We start from the raw sequence: 25,475 nt of genomic DNA on the forward strand, positions 1-25,475 counted from the left end.
GATCAGTCTTCGAGCTCCTGGATGTTGATTCCGCCAATTTCCTGAAGGAAGGCCTTGGTTTTATCGGAGTCGTATAATGGATCCGAAGCTTCGATCGTGATACGCAAGATATCATCGGTGGTGCCGGCAAAATTCTTGGCTTTCATCACAGGATGATAGTGACGAGGCAGGCCATTCAGAATGAACATTCCAGCAATCGTCGAAAGAGCGGCCAAAAGAATGGTCAGCTCATACATGACCGGGAATGGAAAGACCGGACTGAAGAAAGGCTTACCTCCAACAATCAATGGGTAGTCAAAGGCATTCATATACCAGGCGATGAACGTTCCGGTGCAAAAACCGATACTTCCGCCGATAAAGGTAAAGAAGGGAACTTTGGAACGTTTGAGTCCCATGGCATCGTCCAATCCGTGAACGGGAAAGGGAGTGATGCAGTCCCAGGACTTAAATCCTTCGTCGCGGCACTTTTCCGCTGCCTTCATCAAGGCCAGTGGATTTTCAAAATCGGCTGCAAGGCCGTATGTGGTGTTATCAGACATACTTAATTCCTCCGATTAATGGTGCCCTCCTTCGTAGTGATGCGGATCCGCTTGTGGTGTCACTGCTTTTACCTCGGCAATAGCAATAAGTGGCAGAAAGCGCAGGAATAGAAGGAACAGCGTGGAGAACACTCCAAAGGTTCCGAAGAAAGTGAAAATATCGACCCAAGTCGGTGAGTAGTAACCCCAACTGGATGGCAGGAAGTCACGAGCCAAAGAAGTAACCGTAATAACGAAACGCTCGAACCACATACCTACGTTCACGAAGATCGAAATGATCCAAACGACGTGAGGACGTTCACGGATGGCCTTGAACCAGAACAGCTGCGGGCAAATCACGTTACAAGAGAACATGGCAATGTAGGACCAGGCGTAGATTCCGAACGCACGGTTGATAAACGCAAAAATCTCAAACGGATTGGCTCCATAAGCTGCGATGAAGAACTCCATCGTGTAGGCGTAGCCGACAATGGTTCCAGTCGCTAAGGTGATCTTACACATACAGTCGATGTGGTGCTGGGTAATCAGATCGTGCAGACCGTAGATCGCGCGAAGCGGCAACATCAAGGTAAGCACCATCCCGAATCCGGAAAAGATAGCACCGGCAACGAAGTAAGGTGGAAAAATGGTGGTGTGCCATCCGGGAACCAGAGACACGGCGAAGTCGAAGGATACGATCGTATGAACCGAAAGAACCAGCGGCGTAGACAGACCCGCGAGCAGCAGGTAGGCCATCTCGTAGTTGCTCCAGTTGCGATTCGATCCGCGCCAACCCATAGCAAAAAAGCCATAGGCAAACTTGCGAATCTTGGTCTTCGCACGATCTCGAACTGTGGCCAAGTCAGGAAGTAGTCCGACATACCAGAACGCGACAGAAACCGTAGCGTAAGTGGATACCGCAAACACGTCCCAGAGGAGCGGACTGCGGAAGTTAGGCCAGATCGCATTGGCGTTTGGAAGTGGGAACAACCACCAGGCAAACCAGACACGACCCACGTGAAACACCGGGAAGATACCCGCACAAGCCACCGCGAAAATAGTCATCGCCTCAGCTGCACGGTTTATGGTGGTCCGCCACGGCTGTTTTAATAAACAGAGAATCGCGGAAATCAGGGTACCGGCGTGACCGATACCAATCCAGAATACGAAGTTTACAATCGCCCAACCCCAGTTGATCGGATTGGCCAGGCCCCAAACACCTACCCCGGTTGATACCAGGTAGGTCAGACCGATTGCGGTAAAGGATGCTAGGAAAACCGCACAACTAAATGCTACCCACCACCAGGTCGGTGTCTTCTCCTCAACGATGCCACACACTTTGTTGGTAATCCAACTGAAGCTGCGATCGTTTTCAACGAGCTTGGGTCTTGGTTTGTGCGCGGGCTTTACTTCGGCCAGCACTTCTGGAGAAGCTGCCGCTTTTCCATCTAGAGAGAATTGATCAGAAAATGTCATAATCTCGAAATGCTATTAATTAATGACCGTTGTGGCCGCTATCCTCTGTAGCGTGTGCTTCATCGCCGTGGGAATCTCCATGGCCATCTCCGTGTCCACTCGCCTCATTGTATTCCAAATGACTGAGTGGGTTATCGTAGAAGTCCGGCATGAGCGGATTCGGGTTACGCAACTTGGCGAGGTAAGTGGTGCGCGGACGTGTGTTCAAGTAAGCCAACACACCGTAATCGCGGTTGGATTCCTTGAGCTTGGAAACGCGAGATTCAGGATCGGAAACGTCTCCGAATACAATCGCGTCAGCCGGGCACACTTGCTCGCAAGCGGTTTTGATAGTGCCATCAGGAACTTTGATGTTGTCGGAATCGCGGGCTTCAACCTTCTGGTCGATCTTCGCTGCCTGGATTCTCTGGAGACAGTAGGTGCACTTCTCCATAACTCCACGCATACGAATGGAAACCTCGGGATTCTTGCTCATCTTCTTAAGCTCATCCATTCCCTTGGGGCCAAGAGGGCCTTCGTAGTCACGACCCATTTCGCGGTCGTTCCAATCGAAAAAGTTAAACCGGCGCACTTTGTATGGGCAGTTGTTGGCGCAATAACGCGTTCCTACACAACGATTGTAAGCCATCACGTTCAGACCTTCATCATCGTGAACGGTTGCGTTCACTGGACAAACAGACTCACAAGGTGCCGTTTCGCAGTGCTGACAAGTCATCGGTTGCAAAGAAACCTGTGGATCGGTGGGGATCTCATTGGTGTCTTTTCCTGGACCTGCAGAATAGTAACGATCGAGGCGGATCCAGTGCATCTCACGTCCACGAAGCACTTGTTCGCGACCGACCACTGGAATGTTATTCTCAGACTGACACGCAATCACACAGGCGTTACAACCCGTGCAGGTATTCAAGTCGATGGACATTCCCCATTGGTGGGTGCCAGTGAACTCTGGTGATACGTAAGCCGAGTTACCACGGTTGTTATCACCCGATTTGACCAGCTCTTGGAGAGCGACCGTATCGCGGCGATTACCACCGTTTCCATCCAGGCCGAGAATCGCAGGTGAATGCGACTCCATTCCCATATGGTCCACGAAGTCGGAGTGCTCTTTATAAAAGTCGAGGTTGGCTTCGCGAATAATCGCACGGCCTTCCATGGACCAGTGCTCTTGCGTATCAGCAAGTTGCTGAACACCACCAACGTTTTTCGCTGAAGCACCGGTAACGGAAGAACATCCAGCCACCGTTCGCAGTGTGTAAGCATTAAAGCCACTACCCTCTCCTACGTTTCCGGTCACTGTGCGACCGTAACCTAGAGAAACAACAACCGTGTAGTCTGGCAGACCTGGCTGCACGTGAGCAGGTCCGGTCAATGTTTTACCGTCGACGGTAACTTCAATGATATGACCTTGCTCTTTTCCACGTTTGTGGGCGTTCGGGTTTTTGCGAACCACCTTCACTAAAGTATTACCTGCAATCACGCCAAGCTCTGCGCCCAATTTTGGAGAAACGAGGAACGCATTGTCCCAGGTCAATTTGGTGACAGGGTCCGGACATTCTTGCAGCCATCCGTTATTATTAAACCGACCGTCGTCGAGACTTGGGTCTTGGAGGAAACGAATTTCGAGGTTGCTAGACGAGGTATTGGCGAGCCCGATTCCTTCTGATGTCAGCAATTGCTGAGCGGCACCTTGGTTGAAACTTACCGAAGTCGTTTGGCTAGCTGTGCCACTCCAGTATCCATCGTGCAGGAATTTTTCGAATGCTTTTTGACCTCCGCTCAAAGAACCGATCAAAGCTTCGGATACGATCTGGTAACCATCCTTTGCTGCTCCGTTGATGATGATCTCCAAGATTTCACTTTCAGTAAGTCCTTGGAAAAGTGGGAGAATCATTGGCTGGATGGCCAAGACAGTGCCGTTATAAGCGATCGCATCTCCCCAGCTTTCGAGGAAGTGAGCCGCGTTGATGTGGCAATCTGAAATCTCTGACGTCTCGTCAAAGGTGGCTCCGAGGCGAATCACCTCGTCTACCTTAGCTTGAACGTCCGACCAGTTCAGGTCAGCTGGAGCGTTGTAAACCGGATTTCCACCGAGAACGAAAAGGGTCTTCACAGAGCCTCCGTTGATGGATTCGGCCAGTTCAGAAATGGCGCTCGCTGTATTTTCAGGAATGCTCACGTAATTCACGGTATTACCTTGAGCCTGTAAAACTTCGTTTAAGGCGATGGTAAGCGCATGAACACTTTGGGACTGGTGTGGTCCTGCAACCACGAGCGCTTTTCCGCGATGACTGACAAGATCCTTGGCGCATTCTTCAATCCAATGAGGATCTACGTCCAGGCCTTCACCAGCAGACTTCAAGAATAGAATGGCCTGCCCTCCAGTGATGCCAGCTTGTTCTAAAACAGCTGCAGCAACTAACGCAGTAAACGCTGGGATATCACCTGAAGCGATGCGTAAACGGTGATCAGCCATACCACCCGTGATGGAGTAGTAAGACTCAGCCGCATAGAGGCGGTTCATTTCAGGATGATCGTCGTCCACCTTGCGTGCTTTTGAGAACGCCAGGGTATCAGCCAGGTGATTCGGGTCGCTGTATAGGAAGTCAGCTTCCAGGGACAGAACTCGTTCCGCCTTAGAATAGTCATAAATGGCGCGAACGCTTTTACCTAATACTTGGGCAGCCGCCTTTTCGAAATTGGAAGTGTCGATCGCATCATACTCGGCCCAAACTGCATTGGGGAGTTTGGCTTTGAGCTGCTTCAACTGAGCTTGGCGAGTCACAGAAGGAGTTCCCTCAGCGAGGAAGGCAAGGCCTTCTCCACCATTTTCAGCATACTGCTTAGAAACAGAAGCCAGATAATCCGCACGCTGATCCTCGGTCAGGGTGCGACCGCCTTGGACGGTTTTCTTTGAACGATCGGGATCATAGAGGTCTAGAATAGAAGCTTGAGCATATTGGTTGGTGCTACCATTGCTTCCTGGGACCAGGGCATTGCCTTCAAGCTTGGTGGGACGACCTTCATGGGTCTCAGCCACCAAAGCTACCGGATCATTGCGGTGTGGCATGGCCGTTGCATAGAACAGTGGCTTACCGTGCACGATCTCCTCGGGCTGCTTGCTGTAAGGCATGACATGCTTCTCCGGACGACGGCAACCCGTCAATCCAACGCCTGCAAAGGCAAAAGAAGCTGACATGACTTTCATGAACTGGCGGCGATTTACGCCGTCCAACTCAGAAGCCCCTTCGGGAAATTCCCGGTGCAAATAGTCTTTGAAACCTTCGGTCTCGGCCAGTTCGTCGAGGCTTCTCCAGTAGTGAGGTCCCTTAAGATCCGACTCGGAAGGTTCGGGATGTTTTAAGAATTTATTCATCGGTGACATCCTGAGCAGCTGGTTGGCGGATTGATTTTCCAGTGCTCTTTCATTTCATTTCCAAACTCAAGTTGCGCTTCCTTGCTCTCAGGACGCCAATCGAGGTTGGTAATTTGATCGAGAGGGCGAAGTTTTTCTTCTGGATTGCGGTGACATTCCAAGCAGAAGCCCATGCTAAAGGATTTTTCATGGCGGACTTCATCCATTTCATTCACTTGGCCGTGGCATTCGAAACAACTGATGCCGCGATTCACGTGAACAGAGTGATTGAAATATACATAGTCAGGCACCTTATGTACCTGCACCCAGGGAATGGATTCCCCACTCGCAAAACTGTCACGAACCGGCTCTAGCTTCTCACTCAGGACCTGAACCTGGTTGTGGCAGTTCATACAGGTGCTGGTGGCCGGAACGTTGGAATGTCCGGATTTCTCCACCTGATTGTGGCAGTAGCGGCAATCCAGGCCCAACTCACCTACGTGGAGTGAGTGTTCAAAAGGAACAGGCTGAACTGGCTGATAACCTACTCTAGAATACTTGGGAGTAAGATAATAGGTCGCTCCGGCCGTGATGGTCCCGATGACGATCAGTAGTGCGATGACTACCTGAAGCGGGGCTTTGTTAGCTTCTTTCGGAAAGATTGTAGACATAGTAAAAGTATCCCTTTGAGCCGCTCGTTAGTTAGAAGGAGCAGGAAAGCGGTTGAGTAGCATTGTTCGATTGCACCCTGATTAGCTATCGCGCGAAATAGCGCGAGGATCCTGGCGAACTTTGAGGCGCACGTTCTTAGACGATGCATCCTGGTTATCTTTCGTTGAGCCGGTTGCGGATTTTCCTAGGAGAATCGACGCAAACCCGGCGCCCAAAAAGCCTTTCAAAAATCTCGGACGTGAAAGGTTTTCCTTGTTGTCTGCCATGGATGGTGGAGAAAAGAGATTATACGGACGGTTGCAAAAACTACGCTATAGAATGTGCCCGATTTCCTATGGCAATAACTTTTTCTAAAAATTAGAGGCTGCAATTTGACTTATGCGAAAAACTTATACGTGAGGGGGTCTCAGTTGATAAATTCGCCATCTTCCATTTGCAAAATATGGTCGCACTTTTGAGCGATGTCTGGGTTGTGCGTCACGATGAGCACAGCCTGGTCATTTTCGCGTGCCAAACGAGTCAGTAGATCGAAAACGATATTGGAGTTATGGACGTCCAAATTACCTGTGGGCTCATCTGCCAAAATGACTGAGGGTATATTAGACAATGACCGTGCAATGGCCACACGTTGTTGCTCGCCTCCTGATAATTGAGTGGCCAAGCGGTGCAGTTTGTCGCCGAGGCCCACATCCTTGAGGTAGGAGGTAGCTCGCTCCTCCATTTCTTCAGAAGACAGCACTCCCTGCTTGCGCATGGGAATCATCACATTATCCAGGGCGCTGAATTCCTTAAGAAGGAAATGAAACTGGAACACGAAGCCCAAATGCTGGTTGCGTGCAGCTGTACGTTCCTGATCTCCCATTTGGGTCATTGGCTCACCGCTCAGGTAAATTTCTCCCTCGTCTGGTTGGTCAAGTAACCCCAGTAGGTATAGCAAAGTAGATTTCCCACAACCTGAAGGACCCACCACGGCGTATACCTTGCCACGCTCCAACTCAAGCGAGACACCCCGAAGTACGTGAACCCTACCCTCTCCTTCGCCTAGGTGGCGATGAATGTTCTCACAGCGCAGAGCGATGCGATCACTATTAGATGAACTGGAATTAGGCACACTCATTGGGAAGTTCCGCGAATGACATCGCCGGGTTCGAGTTTAGCCGCACGACGAGCTGGGATGTAGGAGGCGATCATTACAATCACAGAGGCAATAATCGTGGCTGAGACGTAGTGCCAGATGGACCAATTCACGACAAACGAGTCAGTAGTAAAAATTCCAGTAACGCGAAACGGCAGCTTTGAGACACCGTAGGTCATAAGTACCGCGACTATCCAACCAAGGACATTTCCTGCCACCAGTACAAACACACCTTGCCAGAGAAAGATGCTGGTGATGTCGCGTCGTGTATAGCCCATTGACCTGAGAATCGCTATTTCTTTGGTTTTTTCCATGACCATCATGGCGAGCGTATTAAACATACCGAGGCCCGATAAAAGAATGATGGTCGATACCGTGAGCCCGGTCGAAACGCTTAAAACTAAAAAGGCATCCAGCCAGGATTTCTGCCTCTCCTGCCAACTGGCCACATGGTAATAGATAGTATTCATCATGTGGAAGGCCTCTTCTCTGGCCCGGTGGGGGTCGATCAGATTGACTTGAAGGAAAGATGCACCATGAGCCCGCTGAAGCACACTGCGGGTCTCTGACAACTTCATATAGATACGTTCCCGGTCGATATCAGAGACTCCAGTTTCAAAAATGCCAGCCACCGTGTATCTGGAGTTTTTATCTAAAGACTTAATAACCACGGTGTCGCCGATACTCACTTGAAGCAGGCGAGCAAATTTGGAACCGATCAAAATCCCAGTGGGTTTTGACCGAAAGTCCTCTAAGGATCCAAAGATTATCTGTTTCTCCAGATCAGACACGGCAATGTAATCATCGATATCAACCCCAAACAACCGTCCGGTGTAGCTTCGATAATTACTACTGACCAGGACGCTACCGGTGAGTACCTCCGCAATTCCGGTGACACTTTCAAATTCCTTGAGCGCATCAATCACTTCGAGTGGCTGCTCAATTCCTTCAATATATTTGTAGTTTTCAGTGTTCTCAATCACCCAAGGTGAGTCGCTATCGTCCTCCTCATCTGCGAGCTCCATGGTCTTGAAGGTAATTCGAATGCGGTCCTGTACACGAATGGCACCATCAGTCCCTAAAATGGTCTTTACGAAAAACTGTTGGAATCCCGTCGTTTGCGCCTGTCCAAAAATGAAGAATCCGACTCCAAAGATGATACCCGTCAGGCTCATTGCCATCGCCCGTTTATTGGCGGTCAGAAATCGCAGCGCTATACGGATGTTTGGGGACATAACTATGAATCTGCCACAGCTCGCTCGCTAACGAATCGAAAGCTTGTCATCCTTTTCCTTGATCGTAACCCGATCTCCAGGCTTTAAAATATCAAGACCTTCAGTAACCACGAGGTCTCCTTCTTCGAGGCCTTCAAGAATCTCAACTTGGATCAAACTCCGGTAACCGTAAACAATCTGGCGGAAATCGAGACGTCCATCATTAAAGACGAAAACATAATCTCCTACTAAGGCTCGAGTCGGGATGATGCGGGCATTGGCACGTTCACCAATCGTGATCGTGACTTCACCGGTAAGACCTGGAACCAGCAGATCCTGGGAAATCTCAACTTCGAGCTGAACCGAATAGCGTTGAGTATCTGGATCCGCAGAAGGAAAAATCTTGGCCACCTCGGCATCATAAAGCTCCCCGCCCAACGAGAGAAATCGAACGACGGCTTTCTGCCCTAGCCGGATGCCTGCAAATTGTTCTTCACTCACTTCAGCTACGACCACTCGTTTTTTGGAAATGATGGAAGCAATGGGAGCACCGGATCCAATCAGGTCTCCTTTTTCAGAAAGAACGTCTTCAATAATACCGTCGATGGAACTGCGAATATTCATCTTTTCCATGCGTCGTTTCATCACTTGGATCCCATTTTCCAGACGCTTGATATTCGTATTCGCAGTCAACTCTGAGAGCTCAAGATCTCCCTGTGCCTTTCTGAGGTTTCTTTCGGCCTCCTTAACTTGGCGGTCTGATCTCTGTCCCAAATCGAACAGTCGCTTCATCTCATCCAGGCTCTCCTCGGCCACCTCCACACTAAATTGCTTGGGATTAACAACTTCGAGCTGCCTTTGCGCAAGATCTAGATCTATCTGACGAGCTTCCAATTCCAACTCGAGATCCCTTGGATCGACTTGAGCAACCACATCGCCTTCAATGACTTCATCACCTTCCTCGATGAGCACATCCAAAAGCCTTCCCCCTTCACCGGCTCGAATTTCGGTCGAATAATCCGCATTCACAGTGACGGTACCAAGGACAACCGAGCGAGCCGTATCAATGACAACCGGTTGGACCACCACTTCGCGACTGATGATTTTTTTGCTGAAAATCCAGCCGGCAAAACCAACGACTGCTAGAAATAAGATGAGAAATATATAACGAATCATTCTTCGAGATAAGCCAAGATTGAGGGGTACTCCAACATCACATAAAGATTGGTCAATGACTTATAATAGCGACCCCGCGTATCAAGCAGGACAATCCGCGCACGCTCCAAGTCCCGCTTGACTGCTTTCAAATCTTTCTCGGGCGAACGCCCCGCCTTTACATCTTCCTCCATCTGGCGATAACGACCTTCTTCCCAATAAAATGTCTGATCGCTAAGCAGGCTTTGCTCCCGTTTAATTTCTAGGTCCTTGAAGTAGAAGCCAATATCGTCTTTCAGATTTTTCTTAATGTCGGCCAGTTCTCTTTCCAATTGTCGACGCGTTTGCAAAGCGTCTTTAATAAAAGCGGCTGAATACTTACCGTCGTAGACATTCCACCTAACTTCAAGACCCGCAAAACCCTCGGTGTATTCCAAATTTTGACGATTACCTGTAATTACGTTGTCGGAATCCCGTCTTAACTGGACCAATCCATTGAGCTTGGGCTTCTGGTTTACCTCATAATTATTCAAGCGCTCCAGTTCCTGGGTCAGTCGAGTCTGCTTAGAGGCTACCTTCAAAGATGTTGCATCCATGGAAGAGAAGAAACTCTGCATTTTTGCTTCCACAATCGACAAATCGTCGGCAACAGCAGGAATACCTCCGCCCATATTAATCGAGGTGGTCTCTTCCGAGCCAATCACTTCATGCAAATCATCGGCTGCTCGCTGAAGACTATTTTCCAAGGCCTCGTGCTTTAAGAGCTCAGTTTTATAGTTTAATTCCATGGTTGCGAATTGAGTGGCGGGAAACTCACCTCGTTCCAGCTGCTCGCGTCTTAGCTCAATGTCCGCTCGATAAATTTCTTCAGCAAGACTACTATATAGTACCCGCTGCTTTAGAATCGCGTAATCGATAAAGCGATTCACCACATCCCGGTAAATCGCCAGAAATGCCAGTTGTCGGTCCTGCTTAACTCGTTCGACTTCGAGCAATCCGTACCGATGATCTGCTTCGGCAGCGCCCCAAGTATAAAGTGGCTTCCGTGCATAAACATCAAATTTGTATTTCCATCCATCGGAAGTTTCTGCCCCGGTGTCCTGGATTTGGAATCCAACGTTAGCAGATGCACTTACCTTGACTGCATTTGAAGACGAGTACCGCATGGACACTGCTTCCGCTCGCCTGAGCAAGATATCCTGCATGTCCATCTTCCAGGAATTAGCCGCCGCAGATTGTATGAGCGGTCGTAGTGCCGGATTAATTTCGTCAAGTGGATTTGGTAACACTCCGGTTGGGTTCGTTTGAGCCGACAGGCGTGAAAAATTCCCTAACAGCAGAATAGCTGAAACCAGAAAGCTTAACGTTTTTGGAATAAAGCGTAGCGGTGTCACGAGTTGGGATGAGCAGTTGTGGTCGATTTTAAAAGGCAGAGCATGGGAGCTTGTTAACACTTATCGAGCAAAAATTCATGGATAAGGTTCCTTCTTGTCAGAAAGTAATTTTGCAGCCTTCATAACGATCTTTGAAAATGAAGCACGTAGTTCTACTAGGCGGCAGCGGGTACGTTGGCAAAACGTTCCAAGAGGTCCTCAGCAATCGAAACATTTCTTTCCGGAACTTTTCCCGGGCAGATTTAAATTACTATAATCCAGCCAAGCTCAAAGAAGCCCTTCAGGCAGAAGCGCCTGATTGCCTGATCAATGCGGCCGGCTACACAGGAAAACCCAATGTGGATGCTTGCGAAGATGACAAAGCAAACTGCTTGATGGGAAACGCCGTGTTACCGGGAATCATCCGTGAGGTCTGCGAGTCACTTAAACTTCCTTGGGGGCATGTATCCTCCGGCTGTATTTACACCGGGAACCGCCCGGATGGTACGGGCTTCATTGAAGACGATACTCCTAATTTCGATTTCAGGCACAATAACTGTAGTTTCTACAGTGGAACTAAAGCACTAGGGGAAGAAACTCTGAAAGGAGCTGAGGATTGCTACATCTGGCGACTTCGGATTCCATTCGATGAAAGAAACAATCCGAGAAACTATCTAACCAAGCTACTCACCTATGAATGGCTCTTGGATGCTGAAAACTCAGTCTCACAACGATTCGAATTTATCGATGCCTGCCTCAAATGTTTTGAAAAAGGTATACCCAGTGGTGTTTACAATGTGACCAACCCTGGAGCGATTTCTGCGAGAGAGATCACCGAAATCATGAAAACACATGGTCTGGTGAAGAAGGAGCTCAAATTTTTTGAAAGCGAGGAAGCCTTCATGTCTAAGGTTGTGCGAGCTCCACGCTCCAATTGCATCATGTCTTCAGAAAAACTTAGCTGTCATGATATCCAATTAACCGAGGTTCATGAAGCTGTGGATAGAGCCTGCAAAAATTGGATTGAATAGATACATACCAAGATGAACGTATTAGTCACCGGAGGAGCCGGATTTATTGGTTCTCATTTTCTAGATCTGTTACTTGCAGAAGCAGACAGCTCAACAAACAAGATCATCTGCCTCGACCTGCTCACTTATGCTGGTCGCGAAGAGAATTTTGCTCACCATGAAGATAAGCCAAACTTCAGCTTTATCATAGGTGACATTGGAGACCAGGGATTGGTAGGCCAGTTATTAAATAGTCATCAGATCGACTGGGTAGTCAACTTTGCGGCAGAAACCCATGTGGATCGCTCCATCGAAGGTCCTGACGCGTTTATTCAAACCAATGTGGTTGGCACTCACGAGCTGCTGAAGGCAAGTCTTGCGTATTTCTCCGAGTTGAACCCCGAGCAAAAAAGTAACTTTCGATTCTTACACGTATCCACCGATGAAGTGTATGGAACGCTTACATCCGATGAGGCAGCCTTTACAGAAGAAAACCAATACCTGCCGAATAGCCCCTACTCTGCTTCAAAGGCGGCAAGTGACCACCTGGTTCGAGCTTATCACCACACCTTTGGTTTGCCGACGCTCATTACCAATTGCTCCAACAACTATGGGCCAAGACAGTTTCCGGAAAAACTGATCCCGCTAATGATCCACAATGCGTTGGATGGCAAAAGCCTCCCTATATATGGAGACGGTTTAAACGTTCGAGATTGGCTCTATGTGACGGATCACTGCGCTGGCATACACAAGGTATTGAAAATCGGAAGATTGGGAGAGACCTATAATATAGGAGGCAACTGCGAGAAAACGAATATCCAGATCGTAGATACCATATGCTCCATTCTTGACAACCAGCAGCCGAAGACAAACGACAGCAGTTACTTAAGCCAGAAAACGTTTGTTACCGATCGGAAGGGACACGACCGACGCTACGCCATTGATTGCCGAAAAATCGAGAGTGAGTTAGGCTGGACTCCAGCAGAGACCTTCGAGACAGGGATACAAAAAACCATCCGATGGTATTTAACTCAAATCAATCGAAGCAATTAATCAGGATTGATTCGCGATACATTTAAAACAACGATCAACCTCTATGGACAGCTCCGATAATGCACCCAACGACCTGACACTGCTCAGTATCGTCGTCCCGGCGAGGGATGAGGAAGGTTGCATCGCCGCAACTGTTGAACACTTGCACCTGGAATTAGAGCTTCAAAAAGTCCCCCACGAGATCCTCGTCGTAGACGACGGAAGCACTGACAAGACCTGGGACATTCTAAACGAAACCAAAGAAAAAGTTTCAACTCTTAGACCAATTAAGAATAAGGGAGAAAACGGATTTGGTCGCGCCATAATTTTGGGTCTCAACAAAATGAAAGGGGATGCCGTTGTTATCATGATGGCAGACCAATCGGATGACGTCAGAGACGTTGTCAGATATTGGGAGCTACTGAACGAAGGCTGGGATTGTGTCTTTGGCAGTCGTTTTTCCAAAGGTGGAGGCGTAATCGACTACCCCTGGCTAAAACTCCGCGTAAATCGATTGGCCAACTTCTTTATACGTATCCTTTTTAAGATCAAACTTAACGATACAACCAACGCTTTCAAAGCCTACCGCAAAACGGTTATCGATGGCTGTCAGCCCTTCTTATCTCCTCATTTCAATCTAACAGTGGAGATTCCTTTAAAAGCAATCGTTCGAGGTTTCTCTTGGACGGTAATGCCCATCACCTGGACCAATCGACGCACCGGACAAGCCAAGTTGAAGATAAAAGAAATGGGGAGCCGTTATTTCTTTATCTGCGCTTACGTGTGGCTCGAAAAGTCCTTCAGCAGAGGCGACTATAAAACAGATAAGGATGAGGTTGAAACCACTGAGGTCTCAGACAGCCCTTAGGCTTACCATAATCCATGGAAATGGATTTAAGACCTCAACGATTTCAAATCCGTTTTCAGTTACAGCTTTAGTAAAGGAGTTCGGGCTCCAATGATTGAGATGCCCCGGCGTGTTTCCCCAATCACCAAGATACTTGAAGCGAGCCATATTCAAAATACGCCAGATGGGTTCACGAGGAACAGAGAAGACATAGTGGTCAGCATTTAGACTCCTAAGAGCCTGAAGCCCACGCACCGGATCCTCCAAATGCTCCAACACCTCGCAGCACACCACCACCGATCTGGCATGTTCTTCGGGATTTATATCGTAGATGCTAAGGTGCTTGAAGTCGATCGAGTCACAATCGCGTTTAAGATTCTCGTCGATAAGCGCCTCTGAGAAATCACTCGCCAATATCTGGATCTTGTAGCGATCACGAATAAGCCGCGTAAGCCGCCCCTCTCCACAACCCACTTCATGCAAGGTTTTCGGTTGGAGGGCATCCAATACCCGGAACAACTTACTATCGAATCCAGAAACAAGCTTTCTGGAAATGGGGTTATTCAGGTTGGATTTATCCACCTGATTTCCGATGTAAATGCCCTCTTCTAATTGCTTATCGTGATTGTCCATTCAGTTACTCTTCTGGGGACGTTTCAGAAAAATCACACTGAGTCCAAAACAAAATAGATCGCCCAAAACTGAGCTAATGCGCATCCAGGAAGCGACAAATAGCAAGTTCACATTCATCTCAGGTGACATAGAAAATAATGCATAGGTTGCCTCCCTGACCCCTAGCCCGCCGGGTGCTCCAATCACTAAAAAGCCGGCAGCCCAAGTCACCGAAACCATTTCAAGGATTCGAACGAAGCCCAACTGAAGTGGCTCTGCTAACACACCTGCATACAGGGCGAACATGGCTGCCTGTAGAAAAAACACACAAACATAGGACAAAGATCCGATTAAGCCCCAATGCAAATGTTGAGCTTTCAGAGACTCGGTGATCCCAATTTTCCTCCTCAGCGTTGGGTTTATGAGTGCAATCACCAGAACAAACACCCCGCTCCCAACAACAACCAAAGCAGGAATCCCATAGCCTTGTGTGAACAAAAAAGAGAGTCCAATGAGTCCAGCGACAAGCACCAATGCAATGGACTCCATAATCGTAGCGGTTCCCGCAATGGCAGCTTTTATTCCGAGTTGTTTTGCCAGGACGACCCGCCCGATATGATGAAACACATTTCCAGGTAAGTACTTAGCAAACTGTGTGCGAAATGATAAAATGATTGAAGCCATGAATCCGACCTCACTTCCCAAAGCGCGAACCATCAAAGCCCAACCAACTCCAAGGACCGTGTTCACCAAAACCCAACAACCGGTAGCCCCAACAAGAGGCCACAGAAACTGAATGGGTACACCATGGGTCAACTTGGAATCATCGTAAATCAGTTCTCGAAACACATAAAGACAGCAAACGAGGCTTAGCGAGAATCCCAATGCACGCGGTATGGAATTTGAACGCTTCCCCTTAGATAGTCCTGTCTGTATATTAAGCACAGGCTAGGAGTCTTCTCGAGAGAGCTCGTCTTCAAGTTTTCGAACCTGCCATTGAATCTTTTGCAACAGCCGTCGATTCACTGAGATTAGGTCCGTAATTACGGCTACAATGGCAAGTAACAGCCCCGACCCCATCAGCAAGGCAGATAAAATCACAGACTGGATATGTCCATCCCCAAGACCATTTAAGTAGAAGTACAAAAAACGAAGGGCCAGAGCAAATCCAGGCACAAAGGCCAAAGCAGCTAAATAGCCAAAAAAACGCATCGGACGATAAACAACAAAGACCCTGAACATGGTCACGATGGACCGTTTCACATAGGAAGGAATGCTCTTCACAAGGCGGGATGGCCGTGTTTCTCCATTCACCCGAATCGGGACTGATTTGACAGCCATCCCCATCTGGCCCGCCTGAATGATCGTCTCGAGCGTGTAAGTGTAATTACTGAAGACATTGAGCCTCATTGCCGCCTCCCGACTATAAGCCCTGAATCCGCTCGGCGCATCCCGAACGTCCGTCCGACTAATCGATCGAACCACAGCACTCCCCCACTTTTGCAACAGCTTCTTGATAAAAGAGAAATGTTTGATGCTCGATATGGGACGCTCGCCCACAACCATTTCTGCCTGCCCTTCAAGAATAGGTGCCACCAACAAGGGAATGTCGTCCGCGTTGTATTGGTTATCGGCATCGGTGTTCACAATCACATCAGCGCCCAATTTCAAACACGCTTCCAGTCCAGCTGAAAATGCTTTGGCAAGGCCTTGGTTTTGCGAAAGCCGCACGATGTGGTCTACACCACCCTTCCGCGCGACATCGACGGTTCGGTCCCAACTCCCATCGTCAATCACGAGCCACTCAACCACATCGAATCCCTCCACAGCCCGAGGTAGAGATTGAACTACTGCTGTGATATAATCCGCTTCATTGAAGCAGGGGATTTGGATAATTAGTTTCAAAAATATTTTTATAAACGAATAAGCACCTGTTTAGTAACCAAGCACAATAGAAAGATTCGACCTAAGGTTCAGTTCTAATTAAGTGAACCAAGCAATTGATACCGAAATCGCCAACTGAATGGCTAGACAATTTAGCCTTATGACTAATTTGAACATAAAATGGGAATAAGTTCAGAGCTTCCAACCTTGCATTTACCTTAAATAACTCGTCGAACCACCCTCACCGGCTGCGTGCCATTCTAAACCCTGTGTAGGCTAACCAATGCGGATCGCCATTCGGAATTGAAGATCCCCGACTACTAGATCGACAGTCTCTTGCAGTTGCATAGAAGTGACCGCCACGCACTACTCGATAGGAGCCTACAGATGGTCCCAGCGGATCGGTTGCTTTAATGATGTTGTTTTGCCACCAATCCCAGCACCACTCCATCACATTGCCATGAGTATCTCTTAATCCCCATGCATTTGAATCCTTCCGCGGATCACCCACAGGCCTCGTGTTCCAACCTCCACCTGGCCATTTGCTATTGGCGACATACCAACCCACCTTATCTAGACTTGGGTCTGGAGGATCTGCATCAATGAATAATATCTATCCGGAGTAGAATGCATAGATGGAGCCAGCCCTACAACTGTACTCCCATTCTGCCTCGGTCGGAAGCCGGTAACCATTATTCAAGAAGTTACAATCTGGTTCTAATTCTCCGGTACGATACACTAAACCATCCACCGAGTAGCAAGGCACTAATCCCTCCTCCATTTCACTTCTGGCATTCAGCCACTTAACCACATCATACCAATTGACTTCTGCAACAGGGTGCTGATCCGTGGAGTCCTCCTTAAAACCTCTTCTCCCTTCAGCTAAATCCGAATAGCCATGCTCCATACCCCATGAGCGGACACGATCCCATTCTGCCTTACTGACTTCAGTCCTTCCCATAAAGAAACTTCTTGTAAGAGTAATTTCACGTCGAACCTCATTGGAGTACTTCCCCTTCTCAGTTGGCAACGGACCCATCCAAAAAGTATCAGACGGTATTTCAGAAAATTCATCGGAAACTAGCACTTCTGAAGAGATGGAAAGTCTGTAGAATCGTTTATCCGGAGTCGAACCCATTTCGAAAATCAAATTGCTACCTTCGAATTGGAAATTCTCTGTCTGCAATGGTTTCCAAACAAGAAGGTCAGTACTAGAATCAATTTCATAGCGCACTCCTTCGGTAATCGGTCCAATTAGCAACCTATTGGGGGAGTTATCCTCTACAGAAAAAAGAACGCGCGATTTCGGATCGGTGGGATCCAACTTAGCGATGAACTCAAATCGGTTGGAAAAACCATCTCCATCAGGGTCAGCAGTATCAGCAACATAATTGGCGATATTGCGATGTTCTGCACTAAAATGCATCTCAAGCCACTCCGGCCAACTTTCTCCGCCCAAGCTTAGGGCAGGACAAAGAAGAAAGATAAAGAAGGATAGCCGAAATAATTTACCAAAATCCTTCATTTAAAATCGTTACCTTAAATCAAAATTGATGATGCTAATGCCATGAAAAATCTAACTATATTAATCATGAGCGTCAAATTGACTTGATGGAATCACACATAGGGAGGCTTGTTTTATCTCTAATGAATGTAACGCAGTATCAATGTAGGGAGCCCGTAAATTGCTCCCATAAAGATTTATGGCTCAAATGAGGCGTTAAGGCACGAACCAAACCGATCTCGAATGGATGAGGAAAATCCGTTAAGACTTTTCCCAAATTGCCTGCCCCGGAGTATACCAAGAGCAAAAAGGAAATCTGACGAGGTTGCCTTGATATTCTTTTTCAATCTCTTTCAACGCACCAAAAACGAGGAGATCCTCTTTTTGGCCAATGTCCTCGGTATTATCAAAATAGACCTTGCCGCCAACAACAAGAGTAGGTTCGACCAACCCAAATTCGTGTAACACATGAGGCATAGAGTGATTGCCATCTAAAAACACGAACGATGGCGTTTTGCCTTCCAGGACTTCTGCTAACAATCTTAAGCTATCTCCCTGATAGGTATTTATCAAATCAGATACTCCAGCTTCCTCAAAATTCTTTCGAGCAATTTGTAGATTCTCCTCTTCCAGCTCAATCGTATGAACCTTTCCTTTTGCGCCGGAATCTCTTAATGCCTGGGCCAGAATAATGGTAGAATAACCCCAGTTGGTACCCGTTTCAATTATAGTGTGCTCTTGGTCTGGATCCAAGGAACACAAACAGCAATAATACAATAAATTCCAACCGGGATATCCCACGGTTTTTCCAGTACGTTTCTGGGCGGAAGCCAAATCTACTACCTCCTCTTCTCTTTGCCGAAGAAGAGGGTTGGGAAGCAGCATCTTGTCGTAATCAAATTTTCTGTAGAATCGTGGGGTCATTTTTTAGCGTAAATAGCTGTGCGAAAAGCATGCCCGATAAATGTAAATTGGCTCTTGATAATGCGACTGGCATCTACCGCTTCTTTAACTTCTGGCCACTGTCGTGACCCATAATCGTCAAACATAAACAATCCACCTTTCTTCAAAGTGTCGGCATAATTCCGAATATCTAAAGCAACTCCTTTCCGAGTATGATCTCCATCCACAAAAATTAAATCTACTGAACGTTTCTTTACCTGCCTAACGATACGCTTGTGGTGGCTAAACCCCTTGATTAATTCAAATTTTTCGGCATCCAATCCGCACTTATTTATGTTGTACCAAAAGTTGCGACTGTTTACTTCCTGCTTAGTAACAATGTCGAGCTGGCCGTGTTTATAATAGCCATCCAGAGGATCAATAACTTGGTATTTCAGCTCTTTTCCATATGCAGCACTTAACTCTTCGACGATACACAAATTGATCCCAAATAGTGTTCCAATTTCTAAAATTCTACACTGCTTTCTTTTAAGGCCAAATACACTGATCAATCGGATGAGTGCATCTTGAATATTAGTAGCTAAACGCCCCACGCAATCCTCTTCAATTTTGCAAATCTTGTGCGCAAGATATCCCATGGTATTAAAGGACATACTAAGCCCAAATAGTTCCAACATGGGCTTAAGCGTTTCCTCGTAGTCTTTACGAACGAATCGGCGATCAAAAACTTGAAATGTATTGTAGTTAAAAGTGTTACTACGGTTAACGAGGTTTTCTATGTTTTTGGTAATTTGATTCTGTCTTTGGACATGACGCATGAAGGAGTCCTCGTTTTCCTTGATACTCACAAGATCAGTTTGAATCGTATTAATCCTATCCCCGCTTTGCTCTTGGTCAGACTGAAGACCTTTATCGTTTTTCAAAAGATCCATCAACTCCTGGTCAATCCTTGCCGCTTCCTTATCTAGACGAGAGTTAATCTTTTCAGCGTCTTTACTAAATTTATCCGCCATTTTCTCCAAATGGGAATCGACCTTCTCAAGGTCTTGAGCCGTTTTCTTTTCTAAGCGAGTTCGATTATCTGAAATAGACTTTTGAAGACTCTGCTTAGTCTCGGCAATCAGCTTCTTACTCTTCTGATTACTGGATAATAATTTCTCATTCAATGATTCAGCGTCTTTACTAAATTTATCCGCCATTTTCTCCAAATGGGAATCGACCTTCTCAAGGTCTTGAGCCGTTTTCTTTTCTAAGCGAGTTCGATTATCTGAAATAGACTTTTGAAGACTCTGCTTAGTCTCGGCAATCAGCTTCTTACTCTTCTGATTACTGGATAATAATTTCTCATTCAATGATTCAGCGTCTTTACTAAATTTATCCGCCATTTTCTCCAAATGGGAATCGACCTTCTCAAGGTCTTGAGCCGTTTTCTTTTCTAAGCGAGTTCGATTATCTGAAATAGACTTTTGAAGACTCTGCTTAGTCTCGGCAATCAGCTTCTTACTCTTCTGATTACTGGATAATAATTTCTCATTCAATGATCCAGATGAAGTAGCTAACTTGTTACCGACCTTTTCCACCTGAGAGTTTGTTTTCTGTAAATCCTTTTCGATCGTCTTTCGTGAGGACTCCATCAAAGAAGTCAGTTCCTTGAATCGGCCAGTAAATTCTTTATTTGCTTTTTTGAACGCATCTACATTTGCATCGATGAGCGTTTGAAACTTTAAAGTTTGCTTCCCATACTTCGTTTCAAAGCGATCAAGTGAGCGCTTCAAGTCCTTCCTTGCCGAATCAGCCTCCTTAATACGTTTGTCCGTGGAAAGAAACGCAGACCAAGTTTCTTCAGACAACTTCTTTAGCGATGCCGCATGATTTTCATTAGCTTTCGAGAGCTCATTCACCAAGTGCTGCTCAAACAAATCGACTCGATTAACTAACGTAGAAGAATACTCCTCGAGTGATTTCATCAATTCTTCTTCCACATAAATCACCTGTTTCCCGATATCACCAGTCACACGGTTTTGAATATCCAATCGTGAATCCAAAGCTCCCATGCGAGCGTTTATGGTTTGATCAATTGTGATCAGATGCTTTTCGAGATCTTTGATAGCTACGTTTGTGCTTAACCATAACTCGTCAGAGTGATCTTCCTCTTTTGGCTTCGTTAAAAGAATGATGTGAGAAGCAGCTAACACCAACAAGGCAGCTACAATGATTATATCAACTATCATTTTATCCGTTGTTATATCCGATCACATTCAATGATCCGACTTGAATAGGGGAAATCAATTTATGTCCATTATTCTGAACTTCAATTGATCTATTGTTTGTTAGGAGATTCAGCATGATCCGTTTGTTCCCATTTCTAAATACAGCGGCGACATGATTGGCATTGGGCTGACAAGATCGACAAGGGAATCCACCAGAGATCTGGTAAGCGGACTTACCAAAGATATGCTTACGGCTTTGGCCAAGCTTCCCGAGAGAGATCCAATTTTCACCTTCCGGCATTACATCGAGAAGAAATTGTTTTTCACTTCCGGAAAAGTCCATTAATTCATTCACATTAACCTGCTGTGTTTCAATATCCACATCGATGGACTTCATGGGTACATCCGTGTTTAACGATCTTAAGCGCACAGCTTTGATCCGATGATCCAAGCCGAATTGAAATGAATTTTCTCCCAAATTCACCAAACCATGGTTGGGAAGATAGACCAAGGATTCGTGATTGTTGTTTTGGGCCGTGACGGCGGGATCAGTGTTCGGTTCAACTTCACTGTATGCCGGAGGTAATTGATATCGGAAGACAGAGTCAAAATTCACTCTTGGAAATATTTCAAGTTTACCACCATGAGTAGCATTGTAGACCTTTCGGCCACATCCTTCATAGGCAAGTTTGGCCTGCTTGTAGTTCATCAGTACTCGGTCAAGCTTGGGATCTTTCCATGATTTCCCCTTACCAAAATAATCTTTATGGAAGTGGTTAGGATCATCGGTATCAGAGACCAACACGTCCCCTTTCCGACTGTGACTCTCGGGGATGATATAAGAAAAATCCATACCGACCAAATAGACTTCCGAGAAACCCATGAAAAAAGCTAGCTGCAAATTAATGTGTGTTACAGACTGTCCACAGTAGGCAATTTTGGAGAAATCTGTAGAAAACCGAGGGACACAATAATTGGGACTCGATTTCTCATAAAAGCCACGGTTCATCTTGAAAAAGAAAGTATTGTGGGCATCTCCATGCAGATTGCGGTAAATGGTCGGAAAAAACTTATATTGAGGGCGGTACTTTTTAATCGCGGCCAAGTTTTCTTTCATAACCGAAGAATCTTCTACCACAAAGAATGTGGGCATGAAGCCACTTTCTCTCGTTTTGTAGTAAAGTGAATTAACTCCAAAGGTGTACTCACTTTGAATTTTACCCAGGTCAATATTGTTAAGGCTGGGACCGTTGCCGATTATGACACACCGTTCTCCTTTGTACTTGTTGTAAAAGTGTTTCAACTCCGCAGATGGCTCCCTCGTATCCGCATATTCTTCGCGAGCAGAGTATTCATCCAAATTAGTAAACTCATCCGGGTAGATTGTATCCTTCGAGTCCACTACTGCGGGGAAGCTTCCAACGCATTCTGGCTTCGGTTTCAGTCCGTTTATTTCCAGGCTTTCCTTGTTGTATAAACAGGCATCTCCCCATTCCTCACTCTGCCTCCTAAATTGAACTAACTCTCTAATTTTGGGAGCATTCTCGTGATGGCAATACTGGTGAATGTAACTTCGATAGGTCAGTTCGGAATGGTATTTACAGCCATAGTTGGCTACTAAATGTTGGTAGATTTCATCGAAATTCTTCTTTTCCACATTATCGAGAGGATGCCAGAGATGGATGTATGATTCATTCTGAATCAGAACGGTTTCAGGGTCAGCTAATTCACAAATAGTGGCATCAAATGCACGATCTTCACAGGCATATCCCATATACTGTTCATACCCAGCGAGACGCTCGTAAGCTTCACAGGTAGCAATGAATATACCCCCCGTAATTGATACCGGATTTTTCAGGCTGTTCTCATCAAAATTCAACTTTTTCAAAGAAAGCGAAGCCCTGATATCACTAGCCTCTTCCTCTGAAGTATAGACAACATTTCGATAGGGTGAAACGAACTCTTTTCCCTTGTAACATTGAAGCACGGAAGAAAGAAATGAATTCCCAAGCAGCACATCTGTATCACAAGTGGCCACCACTGGAGTCGTTACAAAATGCTTAACAGCAACATTGTATGCCCATCCACGGTTGTAGCTATCGGGATTAAAAATGAATTCATAGCGCTCCCCATGCTTGAGAAGGCTCTGATCAAACCTCTTTTCCGAATCTTGCTCTAACAAAATGACCTCAAATAGATTCGGAAAATATTTGTTCACCCAATCCAGCAGACACACCATATTGTCCAATCGACTAGGATCTCCTTCCTTGAGCCGGAAACCGATCACAAGCGAAGCAACTGGTCCCTCTCCTAAGCCATAGGATTGAAGAATTTTATCTCGTTTTTCAGCTGTGATTACCTCCGGTGGAGTAAAGGGGCTGACCGGTGTGTCAATTTTCCAGAATCCAGGAAAATAGCGAGTAACACACTTCTCTTCAACTTGATCTTCCTTACGATCGATGTGGTCCAAGACTCGGTTGAAGATAAAATTATTTCCCTCTTCGGTAAGATGTATGTTGTCTGTGGTATAAAGTTTTATTTCTCGATCTGTCCACGAAGACAAATCCACCTGTTGCTTAATCTCCTTACTGTAGAGCTCAGAAAAATCGTGGATAATAGGCATGTTCCGTGGGCGTTCACGCGGGTAATCGCCATTCCAATCCGCTGCCATTCGATTGGTATTAATATAGAGCAAATTTGGGAGATCATTCAAAAGTGGGATCAACCGGAGCCTGGCCATATCCAATCCATACATATTAATGGTTTTCTCTCCGTTGTAGAATGAATCAAACGGAGCATCAAAATGTTCACTCATGGTCTCCTCACCGAAGATTCGGTCGAAGATCGGCTTTTTCCAATTACGGACTTTGCGAGAATAATCCCTGGTATTTAATGAAAGATTTTCAGAATTCTCTTCCGTCTTACAATCGTACAAATCATGAACGGCGTTACTGAAAGGTCGCGGAGAGAAATCCACAATACCAGTCTGCAACACAATCAAGTCGTAAGCTTTCAATTGATCCCGATCAAAAGAAGATAAGAAATCTAGAGTAGTGGTCCACTTATAGGGACAGTAAAAGCCATCCACTTTGAGCCCATCTAATTTGGCAAGCATGTCTCCGAAAACAAGGTGCTCAGTCCCCTGAGCGGTGTGTTGCCCACGACTATCGGTAAATACTAATACATTCATTTAGAAAACACTTGATAAAATTTCTTTTCCATTTTGTTCAAACTTTTGATTTTGGACCATGTGGACCCAACAAACACTTCACCGTAGTATCCTAGGTGATTCTTAACGGAGACAAATCCGCAATGTCTTCGGTATACAAAGGCAGGATCATTCTTTATTGCAACTGTAAGCCAGTATCTTCCCGAGTTTACAGGAAGAGCCTTCAATTCAATCTTCATCACGTGATGCCCAACACCTTTAATTGACCATGCGGGTTCAAAATCTCGACTATCAGGGCCCATGACCATTTTACCCGTATCATCAAAAAAAGGGAGACCAATTCGCAGATTCTTGCACTCCTTTAGCAGCCTAAAACTTAGAAAACCAACGAGAGGCTCACCCGCAAAATGCATATAGAATCCATTTTCATCGCGTTCCATATTCAAAAAGAACTCAACGTCTGTTATAGTTTCCTCTGCTTGGTATTCGGGGCCAAAAAGGCTTTCAATGGTTTTCGCATCGAGACCATACTTTGAAAAATCAGTCTCAACCACTTTGGCTTTTTCATCGGATTCCTTTTCCTTTGAAACAACCACCGTTTCCGGTGACTCCTCTTCAGAGCCCCTTATCTTCTCCCTCACCTCGAACGTATTCAGCTTTGCATTACAAAAAGAATAGTGCTTCAGGACCTGTTTAGGATCACCGATACTTATCATTTCCCCCTTATGCAGAAGAATAGCCACATCGCAAAACTGCAGAATGTTTGCGTTGCTATGGGATACCAGAATGAAGCTGCTTTGATTTTTTAATTCGATGATCTTTTCAAAGCACTTTTGTCTAAAATCAAAATCACCTACTGCAAGTATCTCGTCGCAGATAATTATCTCAGGTAAGAAATGTACCACAATCGAAAAACCGAGTCTCACCTGCATGCCACTACTGTAAGTTTTAACCGGTGAATTTATAAAATCACCCAAGTCCGCAAACTTCACAATTTCCTCCAGTTTGGAATCAATCTCGGCTTTGCTTTTACCCAACAAGACACCCTTATTATATATATTCCGAACACCATCCAATTCAGGATGAAAACCTGCGTTAAGCTCTATGAGTCCTCCCGCTTGACCATTAATTTCTACCTCACCGTGATTTTGTGCAATCCGCCCCAATATCACTTTGAGCAAGGTACTTTTCCCAGCACCATTCAAACCAACAATCCCAAGAGACTTTCCAGGCTTTATTTCAAAGCTGATATCACGAAGCGCCCAAAATTCTCCAGAGCGGGCTTCTCGCTCGGGAGCGGGCATACCGATAATCTCTCTCAATAAACGTACAAGCCGACGCTTTCTTCCCTCCTCTGCGTCGATGGTATACTTTTTGGAGACGCTACTGACCCGAATGGCAAAGTCCAA

The 25,475-nt window shown here is 46.3% G+C and carries 20 protein-coding genes; 3 read left to right on the forward strand and 17 right to left on the reverse strand.

Annotated features, from left to right (window positions below; translation table 11 throughout):
• Positions 1-2: 2 nt before the first annotated feature.
• From GA003_13195 to GA003_13230, 8 genes are all read right to left on the reverse strand, one after another.
• A complete protein-coding gene (locus tag GA003_13195; GenBank protein ID QXD26982.1) occupies positions 3-539 on the reverse strand; it encodes a DUF3341 domain-containing protein in 537 nt (178 codons plus the stop codon).
• A gap of 15 nt (positions 540-554) precedes the next feature.
• Positions 555-1,994 (reverse strand): polysulfide reductase NrfD, encoded by a 1,440-nt coding sequence (gene nrfD / locus GA003_13200; protein QXD26983.1) that lies wholly within the window; start codon positions 1,992-1,994, stop codon positions 555-557.
• 19 nt (positions 1,995-2,013) lie between these two features.
• Positions 2,014-5,367 (reverse strand): TAT-variant-translocated molybdopterin oxidoreductase, encoded by a 3,354-nt coding sequence (locus GA003_13205; protein ID QXD26984.1) that lies wholly within the window; start codon positions 5,365-5,367, stop codon positions 2,014-2,016.
• Positions 5,364-6,017, reverse strand: coding sequence for a cytochrome c family protein (locus GA003_13210; GenBank protein QXD26985.1), 654 nt, complete (start codon positions 6,015-6,017; stop codon positions 5,364-5,366). Before GA003_13210 ends, GA003_13205 begins: the two co-directional genes overlap by 4 nt.
• Positions 6,018-6,424: 407 nt before the next feature.
• Positions 6,425-7,135: an ABC transporter ATP-binding protein gene (locus GA003_13215; GenBank protein ID QXD26986.1), complete on the reverse strand. Its 711-nt coding sequence runs from the start codon at positions 7,133-7,135 to the stop codon at positions 6,425-6,427.
• Positions 7,132-8,388 (reverse strand): ABC transporter permease, encoded by a 1,257-nt coding sequence (locus tag GA003_13220; GenBank protein ID QXD26987.1) that lies wholly within the window; start codon positions 8,386-8,388, stop codon positions 7,132-7,134. Before GA003_13220 ends, GA003_13215 begins: the two co-directional genes overlap by 4 nt.
• A gap of 27 nt (positions 8,389-8,415) precedes the next feature.
• Positions 8,416-9,543 (reverse strand): efflux RND transporter periplasmic adaptor subunit, encoded by a 1,128-nt coding sequence (locus GA003_13225; GenBank protein ID QXD26988.1) that lies wholly within the window; start codon positions 9,541-9,543, stop codon positions 8,416-8,418.
• The gene (locus GA003_13230) at positions 9,540-10,811 is read right to left on the reverse strand and encodes a TolC family protein (protein ID QXD26989.1); all 1,272 of its coding nucleotides are present in this window, start codon (positions 10,809-10,811) and stop codon (positions 9,540-9,542) included. The genes GA003_13225 and GA003_13230 overlap by 4 nt, the downstream gene beginning before the upstream one ends.
• A gap of 242 nt (positions 10,812-11,053) precedes the next feature.
• Here GA003_13230 and GA003_13235 point away from each other — a divergent pair, with 242 nt between their 5' ends.
• The 3 genes from GA003_13235 to GA003_13245 are packed head-to-tail and all read left to right on the forward strand — an operon-like array spanning position 11,054 to position 13,805.
• Entirely contained in the window at positions 11,054-11,926 is an 873-nt protein-coding gene (locus GA003_13235; protein ID QXD26990.1) for a sugar nucleotide-binding protein, read from the forward strand.
• 12 nt (positions 11,927-11,938) lie between these two features.
• On the forward strand, positions 11,939-12,958 hold the full coding sequence (rfbB, locus tag GA003_13240; GenBank protein QXD26991.1) for a dTDP-glucose 4,6-dehydratase: 1,020 nt from the start codon (positions 11,939-11,941) through the stop codon (positions 12,956-12,958).
• Positions 12,959-13,001: 43 nt separating this feature from the next.
• A complete protein-coding gene (locus GA003_13245) occupies positions 13,002-13,805 on the forward strand; it encodes a glycosyltransferase family 2 protein (protein ID QXD26992.1) in 804 nt (267 codons plus the stop codon).
• Here GA003_13245 and GA003_13250 read toward each other — a convergent pair.
• From GA003_13250 to GA003_13290, 9 genes are all read right to left on the reverse strand, one after another.
• Entirely contained in the window at positions 13,791-14,417 is a 627-nt protein-coding gene (locus GA003_13250) for a class I SAM-dependent methyltransferase (GenBank protein ID QXD26993.1), read from the reverse strand. The genes GA003_13245 and GA003_13250 overlap by 15 nt on opposite strands.
• Complete coding sequence (locus tag GA003_13255) at positions 14,418-15,341, reverse strand: flippase-like domain-containing protein (protein QXD26994.1); 924 nt, start codon at positions 15,339-15,341, stop codon at positions 14,418-14,420.
• A gap of 3 nt (positions 15,342-15,344) precedes the next feature.
• Positions 15,345-16,301 carry a glycosyltransferase family 2 protein gene (locus GA003_13260; protein QXD26995.1) on the reverse strand — a complete coding sequence of 319 codons (957 nt, stop codon included), beginning with the start codon at positions 16,299-16,301 and terminating at the stop codon, positions 15,345-15,347.
• Positions 16,302-16,521: 220 nt separating this feature from the next.
• A complete protein-coding gene (locus tag GA003_13265; GenBank protein QXD26996.1) occupies positions 16,522-16,848 on the reverse strand; it encodes an SUMF1/EgtB/PvdO family nonheme iron enzyme in 327 nt (108 codons plus the stop codon).
• Positions 16,849-16,893: 45 nt separating this feature from the next.
• On the reverse strand, positions 16,894-17,805 hold the full coding sequence (locus GA003_13270) for an SUMF1/EgtB/PvdO family nonheme iron enzyme (GenBank protein ID QXD26997.1): 912 nt from the start codon (positions 17,803-17,805) through the stop codon (positions 16,894-16,896).
• A 240-nt stretch (positions 17,806-18,045) separates the two neighbouring features.
• Entirely contained in the window at positions 18,046-18,708 is a 663-nt protein-coding gene (locus tag GA003_13275) for a class I SAM-dependent methyltransferase (protein QXD26998.1), read from the reverse strand.
• Positions 18,705-20,918 carry a class I SAM-dependent methyltransferase gene (locus GA003_13280; protein ID QXD26999.1) on the reverse strand — a complete coding sequence of 738 codons (2,214 nt, stop codon included), beginning with the start codon at positions 20,916-20,918 and terminating at the stop codon, positions 18,705-18,707. The genes GA003_13275 and GA003_13280 overlap by 4 nt, the downstream gene beginning before the upstream one ends.
• Before the next feature lies 1 nt (position 20,919).
• The gene (locus GA003_13285; protein QXD27000.1) at positions 20,920-24,087 is read right to left on the reverse strand and encodes a DUF115 domain-containing protein; all 3,168 of its coding nucleotides are present in this window, start codon (positions 24,085-24,087) and stop codon (positions 20,920-20,922) included.
• Positions 24,084-25,475 carry an ATP-binding cassette domain-containing protein gene (locus GA003_13290; GenBank protein QXD27001.1) on the reverse strand — a complete coding sequence of 464 codons (1,392 nt, stop codon included), beginning with the start codon at positions 25,473-25,475 and terminating at the stop codon, positions 24,084-24,086. The genes GA003_13285 and GA003_13290 overlap by 4 nt, the downstream gene beginning before the upstream one ends.

It is taken from the genome of Opitutia bacterium ISCC 52, assembly GCA_014529675.2.
Taxonomy (GTDB): Bacteria; Verrucomicrobiota; Verrucomicrobiia; order Opitutales; family UBA2995; genus UBA2995.